The organism is Micromonospora sp. NPDC007271, assembly GCF_040634005.1.
GTDB lineage: Bacteria > Actinomycetota > Actinomycetes > Mycobacteriales > Micromonosporaceae > Micromonospora.
Map to the genome: position 1 here is coordinate 19116 of NZ_JBEYER010000076.1, position 18705 is coordinate 37820.

Consider the following 18705-nt stretch of genomic DNA (forward strand, 5'->3'; position numbering starts at 1 on the left):
AGGCTTTCCCACCGCGCGGGCCGCCGGCCGGCGCCGCCCCGCCCGCCGGCCGGCCACGCCACCTGCAACGACAACGCTCCCGGGCCGCTCGCCCCGGAAGATCACCCGCCGCCGGCCCGCCCGGCCGGAGCATCCGCACGCCCCACCCCGCCGCCCGGCTCTGCCCACCCGCGACGGAAATCACACCCTCAGGGCGTGTGGTCGACGACCTCGCCCAGGCCGGCGGCGACCAACTCGTCCCGGATGATTGCCGAGTCGCCCTCGACGACCAGGGTGAGCGACTCCGGGTGCAGGTGGGCGGCGGCCGCCGCCGAGACCTGCGCCACGTCGGCGGCGAGCAGCGACTCGCGCAGCCGGGCGTGGTAGTCGTCCGGCAGGTCGTGCACCACCAGCGTGGTCAGCGCCGACGCGATCGCCCGCGGGGTCTGCAGCTCGACCGAGAGCTGGCCGGCGCGCCACGAGCGGGCCACCGCCAGCTCCTCCTCGGTCACCCCGGTCAGCTGGGTACGCGAGACCTCGCCGACCGCCTCCACCAGGGCCGGCGCCGTCACCGCGGTCTGCACCCCGGAGCTGATCGCGAAGCGGCCGAACCGGCGGGACGAGGCGAAGTCACCCCGGATGCCGTACGTGTAGCCGTGCACCTCGCGGATGAGGTGGTTGAGCCGGGAGGTGAACGCCCCACCGAGCACGGTGCCGGCGAGCGTCATCGGCACGTAGTCCGGGTGGGCGCGGTGCGGGGACGGGTGCCCGAGGCGGAGCGTGGACTGCACCGAGCCGGGGCGGTCGACCAGGATGACCCGCCGCTGGCCGTGCAGCGGCACCTCGATCGGGCCGCTCTTCTCCACCGGCCCGCCGGCGGTGCCGGCGAACGCCGCGGCGCCGAGCGCGTCGAGGTCGAGCCGGTCCAGGTCGCCGACGACGATCAGCGTCCCTGGGCGGATGAACCACTCGGAGTGGAAGACGGTCACGTCGTCCACGTCGAGGGCGGCCACGCTGTCCGGGTCGCCGTACATCGGGCGGCCCCAGCGGTTGTCCGCGCCGAACAGGTCGGCGCGCAGCACCGCGTCGGCGCGCGGGCCGGGGTTGGCCCAGTCCATCCGCAGCGCGGTCACCTCGTCGTCGCGGACCCGCAGCACGTCGGCCGGGTCGAGCTTCGGGGTACGGACGGCCTCGGCGAGCAGTTCGACGGCGGCCCTCAGCCGGTCCACCGGCACCTGCACGCTGACCTGGAACGAATCCCAGTCCAACCCGGTCACCAGCTCGGTGCCGAGCGCCTCGATCGCCAGGGCGTACGCGGTGGCGTCGCGCTGCGCGGTGCCCTCCTCCAGGGCCTTGGCGAGCACCCCGCCCAGCCCCTCCTTGCCGACCGGCTCCCGGCCGGCGCCCCCGTCGAGGAGCAGCAGCGCGACCGCGAGGTTCTGCCCCGGCAGGTGCGCGGCGACGACCTGCCCGCCGGCGACGGCCCGGCGGACCACCGGCGGGAACCGGTACGGGCGGGCGGCGCCCGGCCCCGGACGGGTGGTGATCAGCGTCACGGCTTCTCCTCGGGCTCATAGGTCAGGGTCACCCGGTCGACGGCACCGAGCAGCTCGGTGGCCTGCTCGGCGATCTGCTCGGCGGTGACGGCGAGCCAGGCGGGCAGCCGCTCGCCGGCCTTCGCCGGATCGCCGAACTGGGTGGCGTACCGGCCCAGCGTGTCCGCCCGGCCGTCCACGGTGGACATCTGCCGCCACCACAGGGTGCTCAGCAGCGCCTTGGCGCGGTCCAGCTCGGCGGTGGTCACCGGCACCGTGGCCAGCTCGTCGACCACCTCGGCCAGCCCGTCGCGCAGCCGCTCGGCGGTCACCCCGGGCCGGGCCGTGACGGTGGCGATCAGCGGGGCCGGCCCGTGCGCCAGGTCCACCCCGTACGCCCCGACCAGGTCCGGCTGGGCGATCCGCTCCCCGTCGGCGAGGCGCTGGTAGAGCCGGCTGCCCCGGCCGCTGCCCAGGACTGCGGCGAGCACGGTGGTCACGTCGTAGCCGGGGGTGCCGAACGGGGCGGTCCGGTGCGCGACGTACACCCGCGGCGCGGGCACGTCGGCGGTGACCGTCTCGACCGTCGGCCGCCCGGTCGCCGGCACCGTACGCCCGTCCGGGGCGGCCGGGATGTCGGCGCGCGTCGGGATGCCACCGAAGTACCTGTCGGCCAGCGCGAAGACCTCGCCGGCGGTGGTGTCCCCGACCACGGTGAGCACCGCGTTGTTCGGCGCGTAGTACGTGGTGTGGAACGCCTGGAAGACGGGCAGGTCGGCGGCGTTCAGGTCGGCCATCGACCCGATCGTCGCGTGGTGGTACGGGTGGCCGGGCGGGTAGAGCAGCGGCAGCAGCCGCAGCCACGCGTCGCCGTACGGGACGTTCTCGTAGCGCTGGCGGCGCTCGTTCTTGACCACGTCCCGCTGGTTGTCCAGCGTCTCCTGGGTCAGCGCGGGCACCAGGCCACCCATCCGGTCGGCCTCCAGCCAGAGCGCCAGCTCCAGGTGCTCGGCCGGGACGGTCTCGAAGTAGTTGGTCCGGTCCGGGTTGGTGGTGGCGTTCAACGAGCCGCCGGACCCCTGGATGAACCGCATGTGCTCGGTCTTCGCCACGTTCACCGAGCCCTCGAACATCAGGTGCTCGAAGAGGTGGGCGAAGCCGGTCTGTCCCTCCGGTTCGTGCCGGGAGCCCACGTCGTACCAGAGGTTGACGGCGACGGCGGGGGCGGTACGGTCCTCGCTCACCACCACGCGCAGGCCGTTGTCCAGTCGGGTCGTCTCGATGGGCCAGGGGTAACCGCTGTCGGGCATGGCACGACGCTATCCGATCTCGCGGGCGGAAAGGGGACGGGCGGTAGCATCGTCCGCCCGTGCCGGGGTACTCGCCGGGCATGCCCACCGCCGCGTTCTCCGCCGTCGAACGCGCCGCCGCCGCGCTGGCCCGCCGGCGCCGCGCCCGGCTGCTGCACCCGGTCGGCCGCACCTTCACCGCCGAGGTGACGATCTGGGGTACGCCGGGCCCGCCGACCGGAGTCCCGCTGCTCGACCAGCCCGGGCGCTGGCCGGCCACCGCCCGGCTGTCCAAGGGGGTGCCGACCCCGGGCAGCTGGCCCGACGTGCTGGGCCTGGCCGTCCGGCTGCACCGGGATCCGGAGCCGCCGGTGGACCTGCTGGTGAGTTCCAGTGCCGCCGCACCGGTGCTGCGGAACCTGCCGCTGCCGCGGCGGCGCTTCACCGGGACGTACAGCTCGATCATGTCCTTCCGGGCCGGCGAACGGCGGCTCTTCCTGGCCGCGCTGGCCGACCCGGACTCCGCCGAGTTGGGTCGCAGTCTCGCCGAGGTCTCCGCGGCGGTCGGCGCGGGCGCACCGTGGCTGGTGCTGGCGGTGGCGTCGGCGGTCGGCCCGTGGCGACCGGTCGGGCAGGTCTGCCTGGCGGCGCAGCGCGGCGCCCGGGAGGACGCCGCGCTGGCCTTCGATCCGGTCGGCAACGCGCCGCCGGGCCTGCGGATGCGGGGCCTGCTCGGGTGGCTACGGGACGCGACCTACCGCGGCTCCCGCCGGGCCCGCGGCGCGTCGACTCAGTCCGGCGGCTCGCTCGGGGTCACGGTCTGATCCGACGTGCGGTGCTCCAGCGTGGTGTCCTCGGCGACGTCGGTGTCCTCACGGATGTCCGACTCGGTGAGGATCGCGTCGGCCTGGGCCCTCGGGTTCCGGCTGCCCGCCGCGGTCTCCTCGGGCAGCAGGTGGGCCCGGGACCCGATCCGCTCCTGGTCGCTCTGCTCCTGGCTCATGACCATCCACATACCCCGCGTACCGCTCTGCGGAACGGAGCGGGACTTCCCCGTCGCGTCGAGGTAGGCTGGCTGGCGTGACGCGGTCGTATCGATGGTTTAGGCAGCCGGCTGGAGGAGCCGGTGACCTCACCATGAGCTGACGTCACTCCTCTTCGAGCCGGCCGGGCAGGGATGATTCCCTGCCCTTTTGCGTACGAGCAGCCGGCTCGGCCTCGGGCGCCGGCCCCGGGCACGGTCGGCGGAAGGAACCCACCGTGACGACCCCCGACGCCCATCGGGTCATCGACCAGCGGATCGACCGTGTCGTGCCGCTGACCACCCCGGCCCTGCTCCACCACCACCTGCCGCTGGACACGGCGCTCGCCGAGGCCGTGGTGGCCGGCCGGCGCGCCGTCGGCCGGGTGCTGGACCGCGCCGATGAACGGCTGCTGGTCGTGGTCGGCCCCTGCTCGGTGCACGACCCCGCCGCCGCGCTCGAGTACGCGGGGCGGCTGCGCGAGGCCGTCGACCGGCTCGCCGACGACCTGCTGGTGGTGATGCGGGTCTACTTCGAGAAGCCGCGCTCGACGGTGGGCTGGAAGGGCCTGATCAACGACCCGGGGCTGGACGGGTCGGGTGACGTCAACACCGGCCTGCGGACCGCGCGGGCGCTCCTGCTGGACGTGCTGCGCCTCGGCCTGCCGGTGGGCTGCGAGTTCCTCGACCCGATCACCCCGCAGTACATCGCCGACACCGTGGCCTGGGGAGCGATCGGCGCCCGGACGGTGGAGAGCCAGGTGCACCGGCAGCTCGCCTCCGGCCTGTCCATGCCGATCGGCATGAAGAACCGCCCCGACGGCAGCCTCTCCACCGCGGTGGACGCGATCCGTGCGGCCGGGGTGCCGCACGTCTTCCCCGGCATCGACGTCTCCGGCACCCCGGCGATCATGCACACCCGGGGCAACGCCGACGGTCACCTGGTGCTGCGCGGCGGGGGCGGGCGGCCCAACTACGACGCGGGGTCGGTGGCCGGGGCGCTCGAGCTGCTCCGTACCGCCGGCCTGCCCGAGCGCGTGGTGATCGACGCCAGCCACGCCAACAGCGGCAAGGACCACCGCAACCAGCCGCTGGTCGCCGCCGACGTGGCCGCCCAGCTCGCCGCCGGCCAGCGTGGCATCGTCGGCGTCATGCTGGAGAGCTTCCTCCAGCCCGGCCGTCAGGACCTCGACCCGACGCGGGAGCTGGAGTACGGGAAGTCGATCACCGACGCCTGCATCGGCTGGGACACCACGGTGCGGGTCCTCACCGACCTGGCCCAGGCCGTCCGCGCCCGCCGCGCCACCCTCCCCACCCCCGCCTGATCCCCCTCTCTTGTTGATCATGAGGTGGCGGCGATGTGGATCTCCACGACCGCCGCCAACCTCATGATCAACGAAAGGGTGCGGGCCGACGGTGGCGTTTGGGCGGTTGGGGTCGGGGTAGGTGATCGGGGTGACCGAGGACGTGCCCGTGACCGAGCAACCGGACACCCGACAGCTCGACGACCTGCTCGACGACATCTACCACGGCCAGGAGCGGATCACCCAGGCGGACATCTACCGCCGGGCGGTCGCCGCCGAGCTCCCCGCGGAGCTGCTCACCCGGATCGCCGCGCTCCCCCAGGGCGAGTACGCGGTCGACGAGGCGGCCGACCTGCTGGGCGGGACCGTCGGCTGACCCGTGCCGGGAGCAGCCGTGGGAAGCAGCGCCGCACGGCGGGCGGGCCGACCGGGGCCGTACGACGGAGAGGACACTGCGATGACCAACCGCGGCCAGGGGCAGCACCACACCGAGGCGCTCGGCCAGCCGCCGACGGCGCCGGACCCGAACGCCGACCCGGACTTCGCCAGGGAGCACCAGGAGACGGCGGTCGCGGACGACATCATCACCGGCGAGGACGAGGGCGAGCGGGAGCCGGAGGCAGCGCGCGGCTGGGCCGGCGAGGACCACGGCACCCGGGCCACCTGAGGCGCGGGACAGGGACCGGGCGCACCCGCGCCGATCCCGGTCCCGGTCACGTGCTTCGCTGGCCGCCCTCGGCCGGTCACTTGCTTCCCGCCCTCGGCCGGTCACGTGCTTCGCTGGCCGCCCTCCGCCGACCGCTGGGCCACGGCGTACGCCATCTGGAGGAAGTCGGAGGCGGCCACCGCGGTCAGCGCGGTGGCGACCAGCCGGGTCAGCCGCGGCGCCAACACCAGCCCCCCGGTGAGCCCGGTCGCGACCCAGACCGCCAGGCAGAACGGGCAGCTCAGCAGCTCGCCGAGGGCGTGGCGGGTGGCGCTGCCCTCGTCGCGCACCTGCTCCATCACCTCGCCGCTGCCGATCGGGTGGTCGTAGCGGGTGAAGGGCGCGCGCAGCGGGCTGGTGATGGCGTCCTTGGACAGCAACCGGCTGAGCTTGTGGGTCGCGACGCAGAGCAGCACCACGTCGCCCGCCGCGGGCCGCTCCGGCACCGGGCGGCCGGTCGCCCTGACCAGGCCGACCAGCGACGCGGTGACCGTCGCGTACGTGCCCATCGCCACGAGGTAGCCGCCCAGCGGCCGGTGCTCGTGCGGCGCGTACGCCTGTCGTAGGCGCGCCACCTTCTGCCTCAGGCCACTCCCGGTCACCTGGCCTCCTCGTTGCTCGCGGCACCGGCGGCTAGCCGGCGGTCAGGTTGTCGGCCACCTCGCGGGCGAGGTTGGCCAGGGTCTCCTCGGCCAGTCCGTCGACGCCCGCGCCGGCCAGGTCCAGCCGGACCCGGGCACCGCCAGCATCGATCGGCTCCACCTGGATCTCCGCCGACCAGTCGGGCGCCGAGTCGCTGCACCACCGGGCGCACAGCTGCTTCCCGCTGACCAGCTCCGGGCGGCGACCGCCGTCCTGCCGGAGCGGCTCGGGCAGCCAGGCCGCCGCCCGGTCCGGGTCGATGGCCGTGTTGAACACCACCTCGGGGGGCGCGGACATCCCCCGCTCGGCGTGCGCCACCATCAGGCGTCCCGCAGCCGGCTCGGGTCGACCTCCCGCCCTGGGTGCCGGGCGAGGTACTCGGTCTCCAGCTCGGCGGTGCGGCGCAGGTGGTTGGCGAGCGCCGAGTCGGTGGCGTGCCGCAGGGTGTCGAGCCGGGTCCGGTGCAGGCTCTGCATCTCCCGGATCAGGTCCTCGTCGCCCAGCTCGGCGGGGTCCACCCCGAGCAGCTCGCCGTCGACGTCGCCGAGCACCGGGTCGGCCTCGCCGCTGGCGCCGCCCCACTCGGGCATCCGCTGCTCCGGGCTGGCCTCACCGGTACGGCGTACTGATTCGGTCATCGTCGCCCCCTCGTCTCGTTCGGGCTGGCGTCTACCCGGATGCCCACGCACGATGCCGACAAACCCCGCCACCTACGACACCTCGTCGGAGACGGCGGCCGGCCCCGGTACCCTCGATGGCATGAAGCGGCTCTGGACCCCGTCGTGGATCGCCCGCCACGTGGCCATGGTCGTGCTGGTCGTGGGCTTCCTCGGGCTCGGCTGGTGGCAGGTCACCCGGGCCGCCGAGGGCAACACGCTCAGCTTCGGGTACGCGATCGAGTGGCCGGTCTTCGCCGGCTTCGTGGTCTTCGTGTGGTGGCGTGAGGTGCGGCACACGTTGCGGGGTCCGCGCGCGGAGTCGCCGACGCCCGCGCCGCGGGCGACCGCCGGGCCCCGGCCGGCCGCCACCACCCCGGCGGTACGTCGCCCCGTGCGGGTCGGTCGCGTGTCGGCGGCTCCGGCCAACGGGGCTGAGGACGGCGAGCTCGCCGAGTACAACCGCTACCTGTCATGGTTGAACGCCAACCCGGGCGCCAGGCCCGGCGACTATCCCGGCTGAACGCCGGCTCGGAAGGACGGACGACAGTGGGCGGAGCCTTTACCCGGTACCGGGTGATCGCCTGGATCGTGGGCGTGGCGCTGGTGGTGCTGGTCCTCATCGGCATGCCGCTGAAGTACTTCTTCGACAGCCCGAGCCTGGTGGCCGTGGTCGGCACCGCGCACGGCTGGCTCTACATGATCTACCTGGCCCTCACCTTCGACCTGTCGCGCCGGGCCGACTGGCCGCTGAAGCGGATGCTGCTGGTGATGCTCGCCGGCACCGTGCCGTTCGTCTCGTTCTACGCCGAGCGCCGGGTGAGCCACTGGCTCGCCGCCACCGACCGGTCCCGCACCCCGGAGCCGGTCGCCGGCTGAGCCCGCCGGGCCCGGCCGGGTCATGCGGGGCCGGTCGGGTCAGCGGTTCGGCCGCCACAGGTCGGCGGCGGGCGGATCCCTCCAGCCGCCGTGGCGGGTGGCCTCACGGGCCCGCTGGAGGGCCCGGGTGACCTGGCCGAACTGTCGCTCGTCGTCGCTGCTGAACAGCAGCACCTCGGCACCGCGGTGCCGCCCCCACAGCTCGTACGCCCGGGGCCGCCAGCGGTCGCCGATCACCACCAGCAGCAGCGGCAGCAGGCCGACCGCGCCCAGCGCCAGGTACGCGGCCGCGGTGAGCCGTTGCAGCCCGCCGGTGAAGCCGAGCAACACCCCGACCGCGCCGATCAGGACGGCGGTGACCGCGACCGCCCGGGCGGCGAGCCGGTCGTGCGGCCCGCGGGTGGTCCAGAGCTGGGTGAGTTCCGTGATCGGCCAGCTGCTGCGGCCGACCGTGAAGCGTTCGCCGGTGACGACGATGCCCGGGCGGGCGTAGAGCAGGGGCGGGGTGGTCGCCTGCGGCGACCCGGGTGGGCGGGTGGTGGAGCCATCGGTCTGCACGGCATCCTCCAGGGGATCGCGCGCCGGGTTCTCCGCGCCGCTGCCGAGCTGCGACGATGCCATTCGGCGGGATTCCCGGCTCCGCGCTTCATTGTGTTGGGGCCGCGCCAGCCCGGCCCGGCGTTTCCCCCCGCTGCCGGGCGGGCCGGAGGAGAACCCGGCGGGAAGCAGCGGCAATTTCGGCCTTTGTCGTGACTTTGCGGCGCGTTGCCTGGCGACATCCGCCCAGAACGACGAATCGGGCCACCCAGGCGATCCGCTCAATCAACGCCGCCGCCGGGACCTCCGAGCGGCGAACCGGTCACAAGGTGTCACCGTCACCAGCGGCATTTCCTGACACTTTGCCAACATTCGCCCCTGCTTCAACTCCCGCAGGCTCCCGTCACGGGTTAGGTTGGGCGAGCCGGACCGGTCGACCGCCATCCGCCCGGATGGCCCCGGCCCGGTGTCGCCGGTGCCCGTGCGCCCCCGGCGACCGTCGGAGAGGAGCTTTCCGCTCTTGTCGTCCTTACGGATCCTGCTGCGCTCGCTGGTGGTCGCCGGCCTCTCGGCCGCGCTGATCGCCCCGGCGTCGGTGGCTCGGGCCGAGCCCACCCCCGCCGAGTTGACGAAGCAGATCGAGAAGTCCTCGACTGAGCTGGAGCGAATCGTCGAGTCCTACAACAAGCTCAGAGAGGACATCAAGGCCAACCAGGCCACCGCGGCCGCGTTGCAGGCCCGGATCGGCCCGTTGCAGGCGCAGACCGAGCAGAGCCGGGCCGACGTCGGCGTCCTCGCCGCCACCGCGTACAAGACCGGTGGGCTGCGCACCGCCCGGGCCCTGCTGGAGCCCGGCGGGCAGAGCGCGCTGCCGGAACGGCTGGGCACCCTGGATCAGCTGACCCGCCAGCGCCAGCACACCATCGACGGTTTCACCGCGAGCCAGCGCAAGCTGATCAACGAGAAGGCCCGGCTCGACACCACGCTGGCCAAGCAGGCCGCGCAGGCGAAGCAACTGGTCGCCGGCAAGAAGAAGATCGAGGCGGACCTGGCCCGCCTCTACGAGCTGCGCCGGCAGGCGTACGGGCGGGCCACCGAGGCACCGGTCAGGTCCAGCTCCGCCGGCAGCGCCCCGGCCGTCTCCGGCTCGGCCGGGGTCGCGGTCCGGTACGCGTACGGGGCGATCGGCAAGCCGTACGTCTACGGGGCCGACGGTCCCAGCGGCTACGACTGCTCGGGGCTCACGCTGGCCGCCTGGCGGGCAGCCGGGAAGTCCTTGCCGCACAACGCGGCGATGCAGTGGAAGGCCACCACCCGGATCAGCCGCAGCGCGCTACAACCCGGGGACCTGGTCTTCTACTCCGGCCTCGGCCACGTGGCCATCTATGTCGGCGGGGGCCAGATCATCGACGCGCCGAGCGCGGGCCGCAACGTCAACAAGCGGGGCATGAACATCATGTCCATCGCCGGCTACGGCCGGGTGGGTTGACCCGTCGACACGGCGAACGGCCGGCGTCCCCCTATCGGACGCCGGCCGTTCGCCTGTCAATTACTACCAGCTCAGGCCGCCTGCAGCCCCTCGGCCCGGGCCAGCTCGCGGAGCCGGCCGAGGGCCTGGATCTCCAGCTGGCGGATCCGCTCGCGGGAGAGCGAGAACCGCGAGGCGACCTCGGTCAGCGAGTGCTCGCGGCCGTCCTCCAGGCCGTAGCGGGCCCGCATGATGCCGGCCGACCGGTCGTCGAGGTGGTTGAGCAGGCCCTCGATCCGCTGCCGCTCCAGGCCGGTGAGGACGATGTCCTCCGGCGACGGGGCGTCACTGTCGGCGACCAGGTCGCCGAGGTTGGTGTCGCCGTCGTCGCCCACCGGAGTGTCCAGTGAGACGGTGTCCTGCGACCAGCGGATCAGCTCGTTGACCCGCTCGACGGTGACGCCGAGCGCCGCCGCGACCTGCTCCGGCTCCGGGTCGCTGCCCAGCTCGCGGGTGAGCTGCCGGGTCACGTTGCGCATCCGGTTGACGTCCTCGACCAGGTGCACGGGCAGCCGTACGGTCCGCTCCTGCTGGGCGATCGCCCGGCTGATGGCCTGCCGGATCCACCACGTCGCGTAGGTCGAGAACTTGTAGCCGCGCTCGTAGTCGAACTTCTCGACCGCCCGGACCAGGCCGGTGTTGCCCTCCTGGATCAGGTCCAGCATGGGCATGCCGGAGCGCACGTAGCGGCGGGCGATCGAGACGACCAGTCGCAGGTTGGCGCGGATGAAGAGATCCTTCGCGCGCTCGCCGTCGGCGACCAGCCGCTCCAGGTCCTCCCGCTCGACGCCGGCGGGGACACGGCCCTCACCGAGCAGGTGCTCGGCGTAGAGCCCGGCCTCGATGGCCTTGGAGAGGTCGACCTCCTTGGCGGCGTCCAGCAGCGGCGTCCGGGAGATCTCGTGCAGGTAGACGCCGACCAGGTCCCGCTCCTCGGCGACCTCGTCGGTACGCATGCCGATGTTCTTGTCCACGATTGCCACGGTCCCCTCGCTCGCGCCGGTTGCCCGGTTCCTTGCCATCCCCACGTCCATCAGCCCTCCCCGTAACTTCCGCTGTGCCCGTAGGTGCTGACACCTACACAACAGATGAGACGCGTCGGGGATTCCATGCCGTGAGTCGAAAGTGTCACGAATGCCTGAGTGCTAGCTGAAAGCTCGATCCAAGTTCCCTGTCAGGGTCCTGTTCAGGTGGCTCGCGTACGGCCTGGTGGGGCGACCGTCGGAGCAGCGGAACCGCCGCGTCCCCGGGAAATCGCACCATTGCGAAATCCATGAACACAGCGACCCGCGTCACCGCGCCATTGCGATCCTGGTCACTGCGGTATACGCGCCCGCAGGACGATCGGTTCGGCCACGGGCGAGGATTACCCCACGCCTGGTCGAACAATCCGCAGCACGAAAGCCGTCCCGACGACAGCGTGACGCGCGTCGCACCGGGTGGAGTGGGCGCGGGCGGGCCGGCCCGGCGGCGGCCGGAAGGCTCAGGAGGCGAGCAGGGCCAGCGCGCCGCGCACCTGGTCGGCGGAGCGGGCCAGGGCGGCCCGGGCGGCGGCGACCTCCGCGCCGGAGACCAGCGCGACCAGGGCGGTCTTGAGATCGCCGTCGGCCTCCTGCAGGGCGGCCCGGCAGATCTCCTCGGGACAGCCGGTGGCCTCGATCAGGATCGAGATCATCCGGCCGCGCAGCTTGGCGTTGGTGGCGACCATGTCGATCATGAGGTTCGAGTAGACCCGGCCGAGGCGCACCATCACGGCCGTGGAGAACGTGTTGAGCACCAGCTTCTGCGCGGTGCCCGCCTTCATCCGGGTCGAGCCGGTGATCACCTCCGGCCCGGTGTCCACCCCGATGAAGACATCCACCGACGAGGCGGCCTCGGCCTCCGGATTGGCGCACAGCAGCACGGTCGAGGCGCCCTGTGCCCGGGACGCGCGGAGCGCCCCCAGGACGTACGGGGTGCGCCCACTTGCGGCCAGCCCGACCACCAGATCGCCGGGGCGTACGCACTCGACCGCCTCGGCGCCGCCGCCGCGGTCGTCGTCCTCGGCGTCCTCCACGGCCCGCCACATGGCCTCCGGGCCGCCGGCCAGGTGGGCGCAGAACCAGTGCCGCGGCGAGTTGAAGGTCGGCGCCAGCTCGGCGGCGTCCAGCACGCCGAGCCGGCCGGACGTGCCGGCGCCGAAGTAGTGCACCCGGTGCCCGCCCTGCAGCGCGGCGACGGCCAGGTCGACGGTCTCCGCGATCTCGTCGAGGACGGCGGCCACCGCGGCCGGCACCCGCCGGTCCGCCTCGTTGATGACGGTGAGCACGTCCCGGGTCGACATCAGGTCGAGGTCGACGCTGTCCGGGTTGCGCCGCTCGGTGGGCGCACCCACCCGCACCACGGGCTGCGCCGCCACCTCGTCCCGCTCCACCCGGCCGGCCGTCATGCCCGCCTCCGCCCGGCGCCCACCCGGTGCGACCGGACGGCCTCGGCGGTCGCCTCGAGGGCCTTCCTGGTCCTGGCCCGGCTCCGGGCGGCCACCCCGACGAAGAGGCAGTCGACCACGGTGAGCTGGGCGAGCCGGCTGGCCGTCGCGCCGGAGCGGTAGGTGGTCTCCCGGGCGGCCGTGGTGAGCACGAAGTCGGCGACCTCGGTGATCGGCGAGCGGGGGAAGTTGGTCAGCGCGACGGTGGTGGCCCCCCGCGCCCGGGCCTGCTCCAGCACCTCGATGACGTCCGAGGTGGTGCCGGTGTGCGAGATGCCGACCGCGACGTCGCCCCGGCCGAGCAGGGCCGCCGAGGTGAGCGCGGTGTGCACGTCGGGGAAGTAGAAGGCGGTCCGGCCGATCCGGTGCAGCTTCTGCTGGAAGTCGGAGGCGACGAAGCCGCTGGCGCCGGCACCGTAGACGTCGATCCGGCCGGCCGCGCCGATCGCCTCGACCACCTGCTCACAGACGGCCGGGTCGAGCTGTTCGGCGGTTTCCTCGACGGCCCGCGCGTCGTTGAACGCGATGGTCGCGATGATCTGCGCCAGGTCGGCGCCGGGCGGGATGTCCCCGCCGACCACCCGGGCGTCGGGCGGCTCGATCCGGCGAGCGGCCTCCGCGGCGAGCCGGATCCGCAGCTGCGGGTAGCCGTCCATGCCGACCGACCGGCAGAACCGGATGACGGTGGCCTCCGAGGTCTCGGCGGCGGTGGCGAGGTCGGTGATGGTGCGCCGGGCGGCGTCCGCCGGGTTGGCGACGACCAGCCGGGCAACCCGCTGCTCGGCCGGGGACAGCGACGGGAGCAGGCCACTGATGTGGACGATCAGTCCACCGGGCTCGTGACTCGCAGAAATCTTCGGACTCTTCGCCACGGATGAAACTTACTTTCATGAGGCCTGACCGTCAACCATCACCGCGCGTATCGGGAAAAGTACCGCCATCCGCGCGGGACGGCCGCGGCAAGGGTCCCATCCCCGCCGCCCGCCCACCTCCCCCACACCGGTCGACTCGTCCGCGCCGGCCGACCGCCTGAGCTGCTGTCGTACCCTTCGAGCCGGCCGGACGGCCCGGGCCGGACCACCGGACGGATGGTCCCGCGGCGAGCCGGCATCGACGCGGCCGGATCGCGCCCGGGCGTCGCGGGGACGCGGCCGGCGGCTAGCGTGTGCCCATGACGGAGGGCACGGTGCTGGTGACCGGCGGCACGGGTGGGCTGGGCGGTGCGGTCACGGCCGCGTTCCTGAAGGCCGGCTGGCGGGTGGTCGTACCCGAACGGGAGCCCGGAGGGACGGCGCCGTCCGGACCGGTCCGGGTCACGGCGGACCTGCTGGAGCCGGCGGGGGCGGCACGGGCGGTGGAGGCGGCCACCGCCGAACCGGCGGCGCCGCTGCGTGCGGTGGTCAACCTGGTCGGCGGGTACGCCAGCGGCGGCCTGGTGCACGAGACCCCGGTCGAGGAGTTCGACCGGATGCTGCGGATCAACCTGCGCCCGACGTACCTCGTCACCCAGGCGGCGCTGCCGCACCTGGTGGCGGCCGGCGGCGGCGCCGTGGTCTGCGTCTCGGCCCGGGCCGCGGTGGCGCCCTTCCCCGGCGCGGCCGGCTACGCCACGGCCAAGGCGGCGGTGCTGGCGTTCGCCAACGCGGTCGCGGTGGAGTACCGCCAGCGCGGGGTCCGGTGCAACACGGTGCTGCCGAGCGTCATCGACACCCCGGCCAACCGGGCCGCCCAACCGGACGCCGACCATCGGCGCTGGGTCCCGCCGGCCGAGATCGCCTCGGTGATCCGCTTCCTCGCCTCCGCCGAGTCCGCACCGACCAGCGGGGCCAGCGTCCCGGTCTACGGGCGGGCCTGAGCCGGGTCGCCGCGCGCGGTGCCGCCGGACGGCGGACGGATGCCGCCGGCGGGCGGGCCGGTCGACGCCGGGTCCTCGGGCAGCCACTCCCCGAGGTGGGCGCGGATCCGGCGGGACACCTCGTCCGGTGAGCCGTTCGCGTCGACCACGACGAAGCTGGCGTACTCCGGCAGGGCGCGGTACGCGGTGGCGGCGTCGGTCAGCCACCGCATGCTCTCGTGGTCGGTGCCGCGGCGCTCGATCCGCCGGTACGCCTCGGCCGGGTCGACGGTGAGCAGGAAGGTGACCCGGGGTACGGGGAAGACCCGGTAGCCGGCCCGGGCCAGCCGTTCCCAGCGCTGCCCGCCGTGCGCCCGGATGCTCGCGTACTGGCAGGCGGAGTAGCGGTCCATCACCGCGGTGCGGCCGGTCACCAGGCAGCTCAGCAGCGCCAGGGCGATGGCGAGCCAGCGGAGCACGGACTCGACGGCGAGCAGCCCGTCGCGCCCGACGAGACGCTGCGGGTCGGGCCGGCCGAGCCGGTGGGCGAGCCGGCCGAGCCAGCGGCGACCGCTGGCGTTGCGGTGGTAGGTGGCCGGATGGCCGGCGGCGGTGAGCGCCTCGGCGAGCCGGCGGGCCTGGGTCGTCTTGCCCGAGCCATCGATGCCGATCAGGGCAACCGCGCGCAGTCGAGCGGTGCGGCGCCGTACCCGCAGTGACCTGACCACCCTGGCAAGGCTATCCGATCCGCGCCCACCTCCCGGACTTTTGTCCGCTTCATCCCTGCCACGCCCAGGGCGCGCCGACAACAGGTGTGGCCGACCGGTCCGCCGGGTACGCAACTTCATTCCCACCGCCATCCACGACGACGGGAGACCCAGATGGCCGAGCGCGGGGACGAGACCCTGGTGCACACCCTGAAGAAGGTCGCCGCCGTGCTCAAGCAGTCCGAGATCCCGTTCGCGCTCGGCGGCAGCTTTGCCGTGTACGCCCACGGCGGCCACTCCAGCGATCACGACGTGGACTTCCTGATCCGCGAGCAGGACGTCGACCGGGCACTGGAGGCGCTGGTCGAGGCCGGCTTCACCGCCGAGCGCCCGCCCGAGGACTGGCTGGTCAAGGTCTACGACGAGGGGCGGATGGTGGATCTGATCCACCGGCCGATCGAGACGCCGGTGACCGAGGAGACGTTCGCCGACACCATCGTGCGTCCGGTCGACGCGATCCACATGCCGGTGCTCTCGGCCACCCAGCTGATGGTGCACAAGCTGCTCAGCTTCTCCCAGCACTACTGCGACTTCGCCCGCGCCCTGCCGCTCGCCCGCTCACTGCGAGAACAGATCGACTGGGAACGGGTACGGAAGGAGACGCAGCACTCGCCGTACGCCGAGGCGTTCCTGGTGCTGCTCGACCGGCTGGACGTGCTGCCCGGCGCGTCCGAGGGAAGGGAGACGACACCGTGACGGAGCAGCACGGCGGCACGGAGCCCGACGAGTACGTCGAGGCGGAGATCCAGCGCCTGCTGACCGAGGATCCGGCGATCGCCGAGCAGGGCATCACCGTGGTCCGCCTGGAGCGGGGCCTGGTGCTCTACGGCGAGGTGGAGAGCCCGCACCGACGCGAGGAGATCCTGCGGCGGGTCGCCGAACGCTTTCCCGATGTGCCGATCACCAGCGACATCGGGGTGATCCGTACCCAGGCGCCCAGCCAGGTCGAGGAGCTGCCGTGAGGGAGGCACGATGGTGATCCGGATCGCCGCCGTCGGCGATGTGCACATGGACGAGGACGTGGTCGGCCGGTTCCGGCCCGCCCTGGAGGAACTCCCCGACTGCGCCGACGTGCTGCTGCTCGCCGGCGACCTGACCCGGCACGGCACCGAGGCCGAGGCGCGGTGCGTGGCGCGGGAGTTCGGGAACCTCGGCGTGCCGGTGATCACCGTGCTCGGGAACCACGAGCACCAGTGCGACGAGGTGCCGCAGGTGGTGAAGGTGCTGGAGGACGTCGGCATCACCGTGCTGGAGGGGAACGGCATCGTGCTGGAGTGCGCCGGCGGGCGGCTCGGCGTCGCCGGTGTGAAGGGCTTCGGCGGCGGGTTCTCCGGGCGGTGCGCCAGCGACTTCGGCGAGCCCGAGATGAAGGCGTTCGTCCGGACCACCAACGAGAGCGCGGACGCGCTCGGCCGGGCGCTGCGCGGGCTGGACTGCGACCTGCTGGTCGCCCTCACCCACTACTCCCCCGTGCCGGACACCCTCGCCGGCGAGCCGCTGGAGATCTACCCGTTCCTCGGCTGCTACCAGCTCGGCCAGGCGATCGACTCGGCGCCCACCGCGCTGGCCCTGCACGGGCACGCGCACCACGGGAGCGAGCGGGGCACCACGCCCGGCGGGGTTCGGGTCCGCAACGTCGCCCACCCCGTGATCAAGCAGGCGTACAGCGTCTTCCACCTGGGTGATCACCTCGAGCGGCACCAGGTTTCCCAAAACTGAGCGCCGGGTACTGGGCAGGCCATGGAGCTGATTCTCTGGATTCTCGCAGTCGTACTGGTGGTCGCCGGCATTCTCGCGCTGTTCCGCCGGCAGATCCTGTGGGGCATCGTCCTCATCATCGTCGGCCTGCTGGTCGGGCCGGGCGGCGTCAGCATCTTCAGCAGTTGAGCCGCCGAGTCCTCGTCACCCCTGACCCGCCGGGGTCGTCGGATCCGTTGCCTCCGTCCTCCCAGACCGGAGCGCGCCGGGTATGGCGGCCCCGGCGTCCGCGTGTAGTGACCGCAGCCTGGGAGCGCATCCACGGCGCGTGACCGGTTTCGGGATTGTTACCGGGCCGTGTCCGGTTCGGGGTGGACCGGGTGGGATGCAAGCGCTTACATGTGGGGACGACCATCGGACCGGCGCAGTTCGATTTCCCCCGTGCGCCGGCAAGGAAGGAGTTCGGCATGGCGTTTGCCAGATCACGCCAGGCTCTCGCGATCGCCGGCGTCCTGGGCCTGGCGCTCGGCGTCACCGCCTGCGGCACCGGCAGCAACAACAAGAAGTCCAGCAAGGCGGGCTCTGCGGAGTGCGCCGCTTACGAGAAGTACCAGGGCCACGAAGGCAAGAAGGTCTCGATCTACTCGACGAACACGGACGTCGAGGCCGACAAGCTGCAGGAGTCCTGGAAGCAGTTCGTCGACTGCACCGGCATCAAGATTGACTACGAGGGCAGCCGCGAATTCGAGGCGCAGCTTCCCGTGCGGGTGGACGGCGGCAACGCGCCCGACCTGGCGACGATCCCGCAGCCGGGCCTGCTGAAGCGGTTCGCCGACGCCGGCAAGCTGAAGCCCCTCGCGGGCGACACGAAGGCGATGGCTGAGCAGAACTACCCGGCCGACTGGCTGAAGTACGCCACCGTCAACGGATCCCTTTACGGCGTGCCGCTGGATTCGAACGTCAAGTCGTTCGTGTGGTACTCGCCGAAGACGTTCAAGGAGAAGGGTTGGACCGTCCCGACCACCTGGGACGATCTGATCAAGCTCAGCGACACGATCGCGGCGAGCGGTACGAAGCCGTGGTGCGCCGGCATCGAGTCCGGTGACGCCACCGGCTGGCCGGCCACCGACTGGATCGAGGACCTGATGCTGCGGACGCAGACCCCCGAGGTCTACGACCAGTGGACCACCCACGCCATCCCGTTCAACGACCCGAAGGTCGCCGAGGCCCTGGACCGGGCCGGCACCATCCTCAAGAACGAGAAGTACGTCAACGGCGGCTTCGGCGGCGTGAAGAGCATCGCCACCACCTCGTTCCAGGATGCCGGCCTGCCGATCCTGCAGGGCAAGTGCGCGCTGCACCGGCAGGCGTCGTTCTACGCGAACAACTGGCCAAAGGGCACCAAGGTCGGCGAGGACGGGGACGTCTACGCCTTCTACTTCCCGGCGATCGACCCGGCCAAGGGCAAGCCGGTGCTCGGCGCCGGGCAGTTCACCGTCGCCTTCAGCGACCGGCCGGAGGTGCAGGCGGTGCAGACGTTCCTGGCCTCGGGTGAGCACGCCAACAGCCGGGCCAAGCTGGGCAGCTGGGTGTCGGCGAACAACAAGCTCGACCTCGCCAACGTGGAGAGCCCGATCGACAAGCTCTCGGTTCAGATCCTCCAGGACAAGAGCGCGGCCTTCCGCTTCGACGGTTCCGACCTGATGCCGGCTGCGGTCGGCGCCGGGACCTTCTGGAAGGGCATGGTCGACTGGGTCAACGGCAAGGACACCGCGTCCGTGCTCCAGGGCATCGAAGGCAGCTGGCCGGCCGGTGGATGTCCGGGATGCTGATCACGGCGACCCGGGCGTTCGGCAGGCCGGC

24 protein-coding genes are annotated in these 18705 nt (G+C 72.9%); 13 read left to right on the top strand and 11 right to left on the bottom strand.

Features of this window, described 5'->3' with window-relative positions:
• Window positions 1-188 precede the first annotated feature (188 nt).
• The gene (locus ABZ570_RS24255) at window positions 189-1535 is read right to left on the bottom strand and encodes a pitrilysin family protein (protein ID WP_358067827.1); all 1347 of its coding nucleotides are present in this window, start codon (window positions 1533-1535) and stop codon (window positions 189-191) included.
• Window positions 1532-2824: a pitrilysin family protein gene (locus ABZ570_RS24260; protein ID WP_358067830.1), complete on the bottom strand. Its 1293-nt coding sequence runs from the start codon at window positions 2822-2824 to the stop codon at window positions 1532-1534. The genes ABZ570_RS24255 and ABZ570_RS24260 overlap by 4 nt, the downstream gene beginning before the upstream one ends.
• A gap of 59 nt (window positions 2825-2883) precedes the next feature.
• Here ABZ570_RS24260 and ABZ570_RS24265 point away from each other — a divergent pair, with 59 nt between their 5' ends.
• Window positions 2884-3627, top strand: coding sequence for a phosphodiesterase (locus ABZ570_RS24265; protein ID WP_358067833.1), 744 nt, complete (start codon window positions 2884-2886; stop codon window positions 3625-3627).
• Here ABZ570_RS24265 and ABZ570_RS24270 read toward each other — a convergent pair.
• Window positions 3594-3806 (bottom strand): hypothetical protein, encoded by a 213-nt coding sequence (locus tag ABZ570_RS24270; protein ID WP_358067836.1) that lies wholly within the window; start codon window positions 3804-3806, stop codon window positions 3594-3596. The two genes, ABZ570_RS24265 and ABZ570_RS24270, sit on opposite strands and share 34 nt — an antisense overlap.
• A gap of 257 nt (window positions 3807-4063) precedes the next feature.
• Between ABZ570_RS24270 and ABZ570_RS24275 the strand changes: the two genes are divergently transcribed.
• The 3 genes from ABZ570_RS24275 to ABZ570_RS24285 all read left to right on the top strand — a co-directional run bounded on the left by ABZ570_RS24275 (window position 4064) and on the right by ABZ570_RS24285 (window position 5795).
• The gene (locus ABZ570_RS24275) at window positions 4064-5149 is read left to right on the top strand and encodes a 3-deoxy-7-phosphoheptulonate synthase (protein WP_358067839.1); all 1086 of its coding nucleotides are present in this window, start codon (window positions 4064-4066) and stop codon (window positions 5147-5149) included.
• Between the two features lie 130 nt (window positions 5150-5279).
• Window positions 5280-5504, top strand: coding sequence for a hypothetical protein (locus ABZ570_RS24280; protein WP_358067842.1), 225 nt, complete (start codon window positions 5280-5282; stop codon window positions 5502-5504).
• 81 nt (window positions 5505-5585) lie between these two features.
• The gene (locus ABZ570_RS24285) at window positions 5586-5795 is read left to right on the top strand and encodes a hypothetical protein (protein ID WP_358067845.1); all 210 of its coding nucleotides are present in this window, start codon (window positions 5586-5588) and stop codon (window positions 5793-5795) included.
• A gap of 101 nt (window positions 5796-5896) precedes the next feature.
• Here ABZ570_RS24285 and ABZ570_RS24290 read toward each other — a convergent pair whose 3' ends face one another.
• Genes ABZ570_RS24290 through ABZ570_RS24300 form a run of 3 tightly spaced genes read right to left on the bottom strand, consistent with a single transcriptional unit; the run spans window position 5897 to window position 7114 of the window.
• Entirely contained in the window at window positions 5897-6436 is a 540-nt protein-coding gene (locus ABZ570_RS24290) for a DUF1360 domain-containing protein (RefSeq protein WP_358067848.1), read from the bottom strand.
• A gap of 31 nt (window positions 6437-6467) precedes the next feature.
• Window positions 6468-6794: a hypothetical protein gene (locus ABZ570_RS24295; protein WP_358067899.1), complete on the bottom strand. Its 327-nt coding sequence runs from the start codon at window positions 6792-6794 to the stop codon at window positions 6468-6470.
• A 2-nt stretch (window positions 6795-6796) separates the two neighbouring features.
• On the bottom strand, window positions 6797-7114 hold the full coding sequence (locus ABZ570_RS24300) for a DUF6158 family protein (protein ID WP_358067851.1): 318 nt from the start codon (window positions 7112-7114) through the stop codon (window positions 6797-6799).
• Window positions 7115-7235: 121 nt separating this feature from the next.
• Here ABZ570_RS24300 and ABZ570_RS24305 point away from each other — a divergent pair, with 121 nt between their 5' ends.
• Together ABZ570_RS24305 and ABZ570_RS24310 are read left to right on the top strand one after the other, a co-directional pair.
• Window positions 7236-7655 carry a hypothetical protein gene (locus ABZ570_RS24305; protein WP_358067854.1) on the top strand — a complete coding sequence of 140 codons (420 nt, stop codon included), beginning with the start codon at window positions 7236-7238 and terminating at the stop codon, window positions 7653-7655.
• A gap of 26 nt (window positions 7656-7681) precedes the next feature.
• Complete coding sequence (locus tag ABZ570_RS24310) at window positions 7682-8011, top strand: DUF3817 domain-containing protein (protein WP_358067857.1); 330 nt, start codon at window positions 7682-7684, stop codon at window positions 8009-8011.
• 39 nt (window positions 8012-8050) lie between these two features.
• On the opposite strand, the gene ABZ570_RS24315 is transcribed toward ABZ570_RS24310, so the two are convergent.
• Window positions 8051-8632, bottom strand: a complete 582-nt coding sequence (locus ABZ570_RS24315; protein ID WP_358067863.1) for a DUF6232 family protein — start codon at window positions 8630-8632, stop codon at window positions 8051-8053.
• A 436-nt stretch (window positions 8633-9068) separates the two neighbouring features.
• Between ABZ570_RS24315 and ABZ570_RS24320 the strand changes: the two genes are divergently transcribed.
• Window positions 9069-10037 (top strand): NlpC/P60 family protein, encoded by a 969-nt coding sequence (locus tag ABZ570_RS24320; RefSeq protein WP_358067866.1) that lies wholly within the window; start codon window positions 9069-9071, stop codon window positions 10035-10037.
• A gap of 71 nt (window positions 10038-10108) precedes the next feature.
• On the opposite strand, the gene ABZ570_RS24325 is transcribed toward ABZ570_RS24320, so the two are convergent.
• The 3 genes from ABZ570_RS24325 to ABZ570_RS24335 form a co-directional block, all read right to left on the bottom strand.
• Entirely contained in the window at window positions 10109-11098 is a 990-nt protein-coding gene (locus tag ABZ570_RS24325; protein WP_358067869.1) for a sigma-70 family RNA polymerase sigma factor, read from the bottom strand.
• A gap of 461 nt (window positions 11099-11559) precedes the next feature.
• Window positions 11560-12504, bottom strand: a complete 945-nt coding sequence (gene murQ / locus ABZ570_RS24330) for an N-acetylmuramic acid 6-phosphate etherase (protein WP_358067872.1) — start codon at window positions 12502-12504, stop codon at window positions 11560-11562.
• A complete protein-coding gene (locus tag ABZ570_RS24335; RefSeq protein ID WP_358067874.1) occupies window positions 12501-13415 on the bottom strand; it encodes a MurR/RpiR family transcriptional regulator in 915 nt (304 codons plus the stop codon). Before ABZ570_RS24335 ends, murQ begins: the two co-directional genes overlap by 4 nt.
• A 299-nt stretch (window positions 13416-13714) precedes the next feature.
• Between ABZ570_RS24335 and ABZ570_RS24340 the strand changes: the two genes are divergently transcribed.
• A complete protein-coding gene (locus ABZ570_RS24340; protein ID WP_358067877.1) occupies window positions 13715-14398 on the top strand; it encodes an SDR family NAD(P)-dependent oxidoreductase in 684 nt (227 codons plus the stop codon).
• Here the strand turns inward: ABZ570_RS24340 and ABZ570_RS24345 are convergent.
• A complete protein-coding gene (locus ABZ570_RS24345; RefSeq protein ID WP_358067880.1) occupies window positions 14383-15105 on the bottom strand; it encodes a dTMP kinase in 723 nt (240 codons plus the stop codon). The two genes, ABZ570_RS24340 and ABZ570_RS24345, sit on opposite strands and share 16 nt — an antisense overlap.
• Before the next feature lie 84 nt (window positions 15106-15189).
• Between ABZ570_RS24345 and ABZ570_RS24350 the strand changes: the two genes are divergently transcribed.
• From ABZ570_RS24350 to ABZ570_RS24370, 5 genes are all read left to right on the top strand, one after another.
• Window positions 15190-15840, top strand: a complete 651-nt coding sequence (locus ABZ570_RS24350; RefSeq protein ID WP_358067883.1) for a nucleotidyltransferase — start codon at window positions 15190-15192, stop codon at window positions 15838-15840.
• Window positions 15837-16106, top strand: coding sequence for a hypothetical protein (locus ABZ570_RS24355; protein WP_358067886.1), 270 nt, complete (start codon window positions 15837-15839; stop codon window positions 16104-16106). Before ABZ570_RS24350 ends, ABZ570_RS24355 begins: the two co-directional genes overlap by 4 nt.
• A 10-nt stretch (window positions 16107-16116) precedes the next feature.
• Window positions 16117-16863 carry a metallophosphoesterase gene (locus tag ABZ570_RS24360; RefSeq protein ID WP_358067889.1) on the top strand — a complete coding sequence of 249 codons (747 nt, stop codon included), beginning with the start codon at window positions 16117-16119 and terminating at the stop codon, window positions 16861-16863.
• A 21-nt stretch (window positions 16864-16884) separates the two neighbouring features.
• Window positions 16885-17031 (top strand): GPGG-motif small membrane protein, encoded by a 147-nt coding sequence (locus ABZ570_RS24365; protein ID WP_167402562.1) that lies wholly within the window; start codon window positions 16885-16887, stop codon window positions 17029-17031.
• Between the two features lie 278 nt (window positions 17032-17309).
• On the top strand, window positions 17310-18674 hold the full coding sequence (locus ABZ570_RS24370; protein ID WP_358067893.1) for an ABC transporter substrate-binding protein: 1365 nt from the start codon (window positions 17310-17312) through the stop codon (window positions 18672-18674).
• Window positions 18675-18705 lie beyond the last annotated feature (31 nt).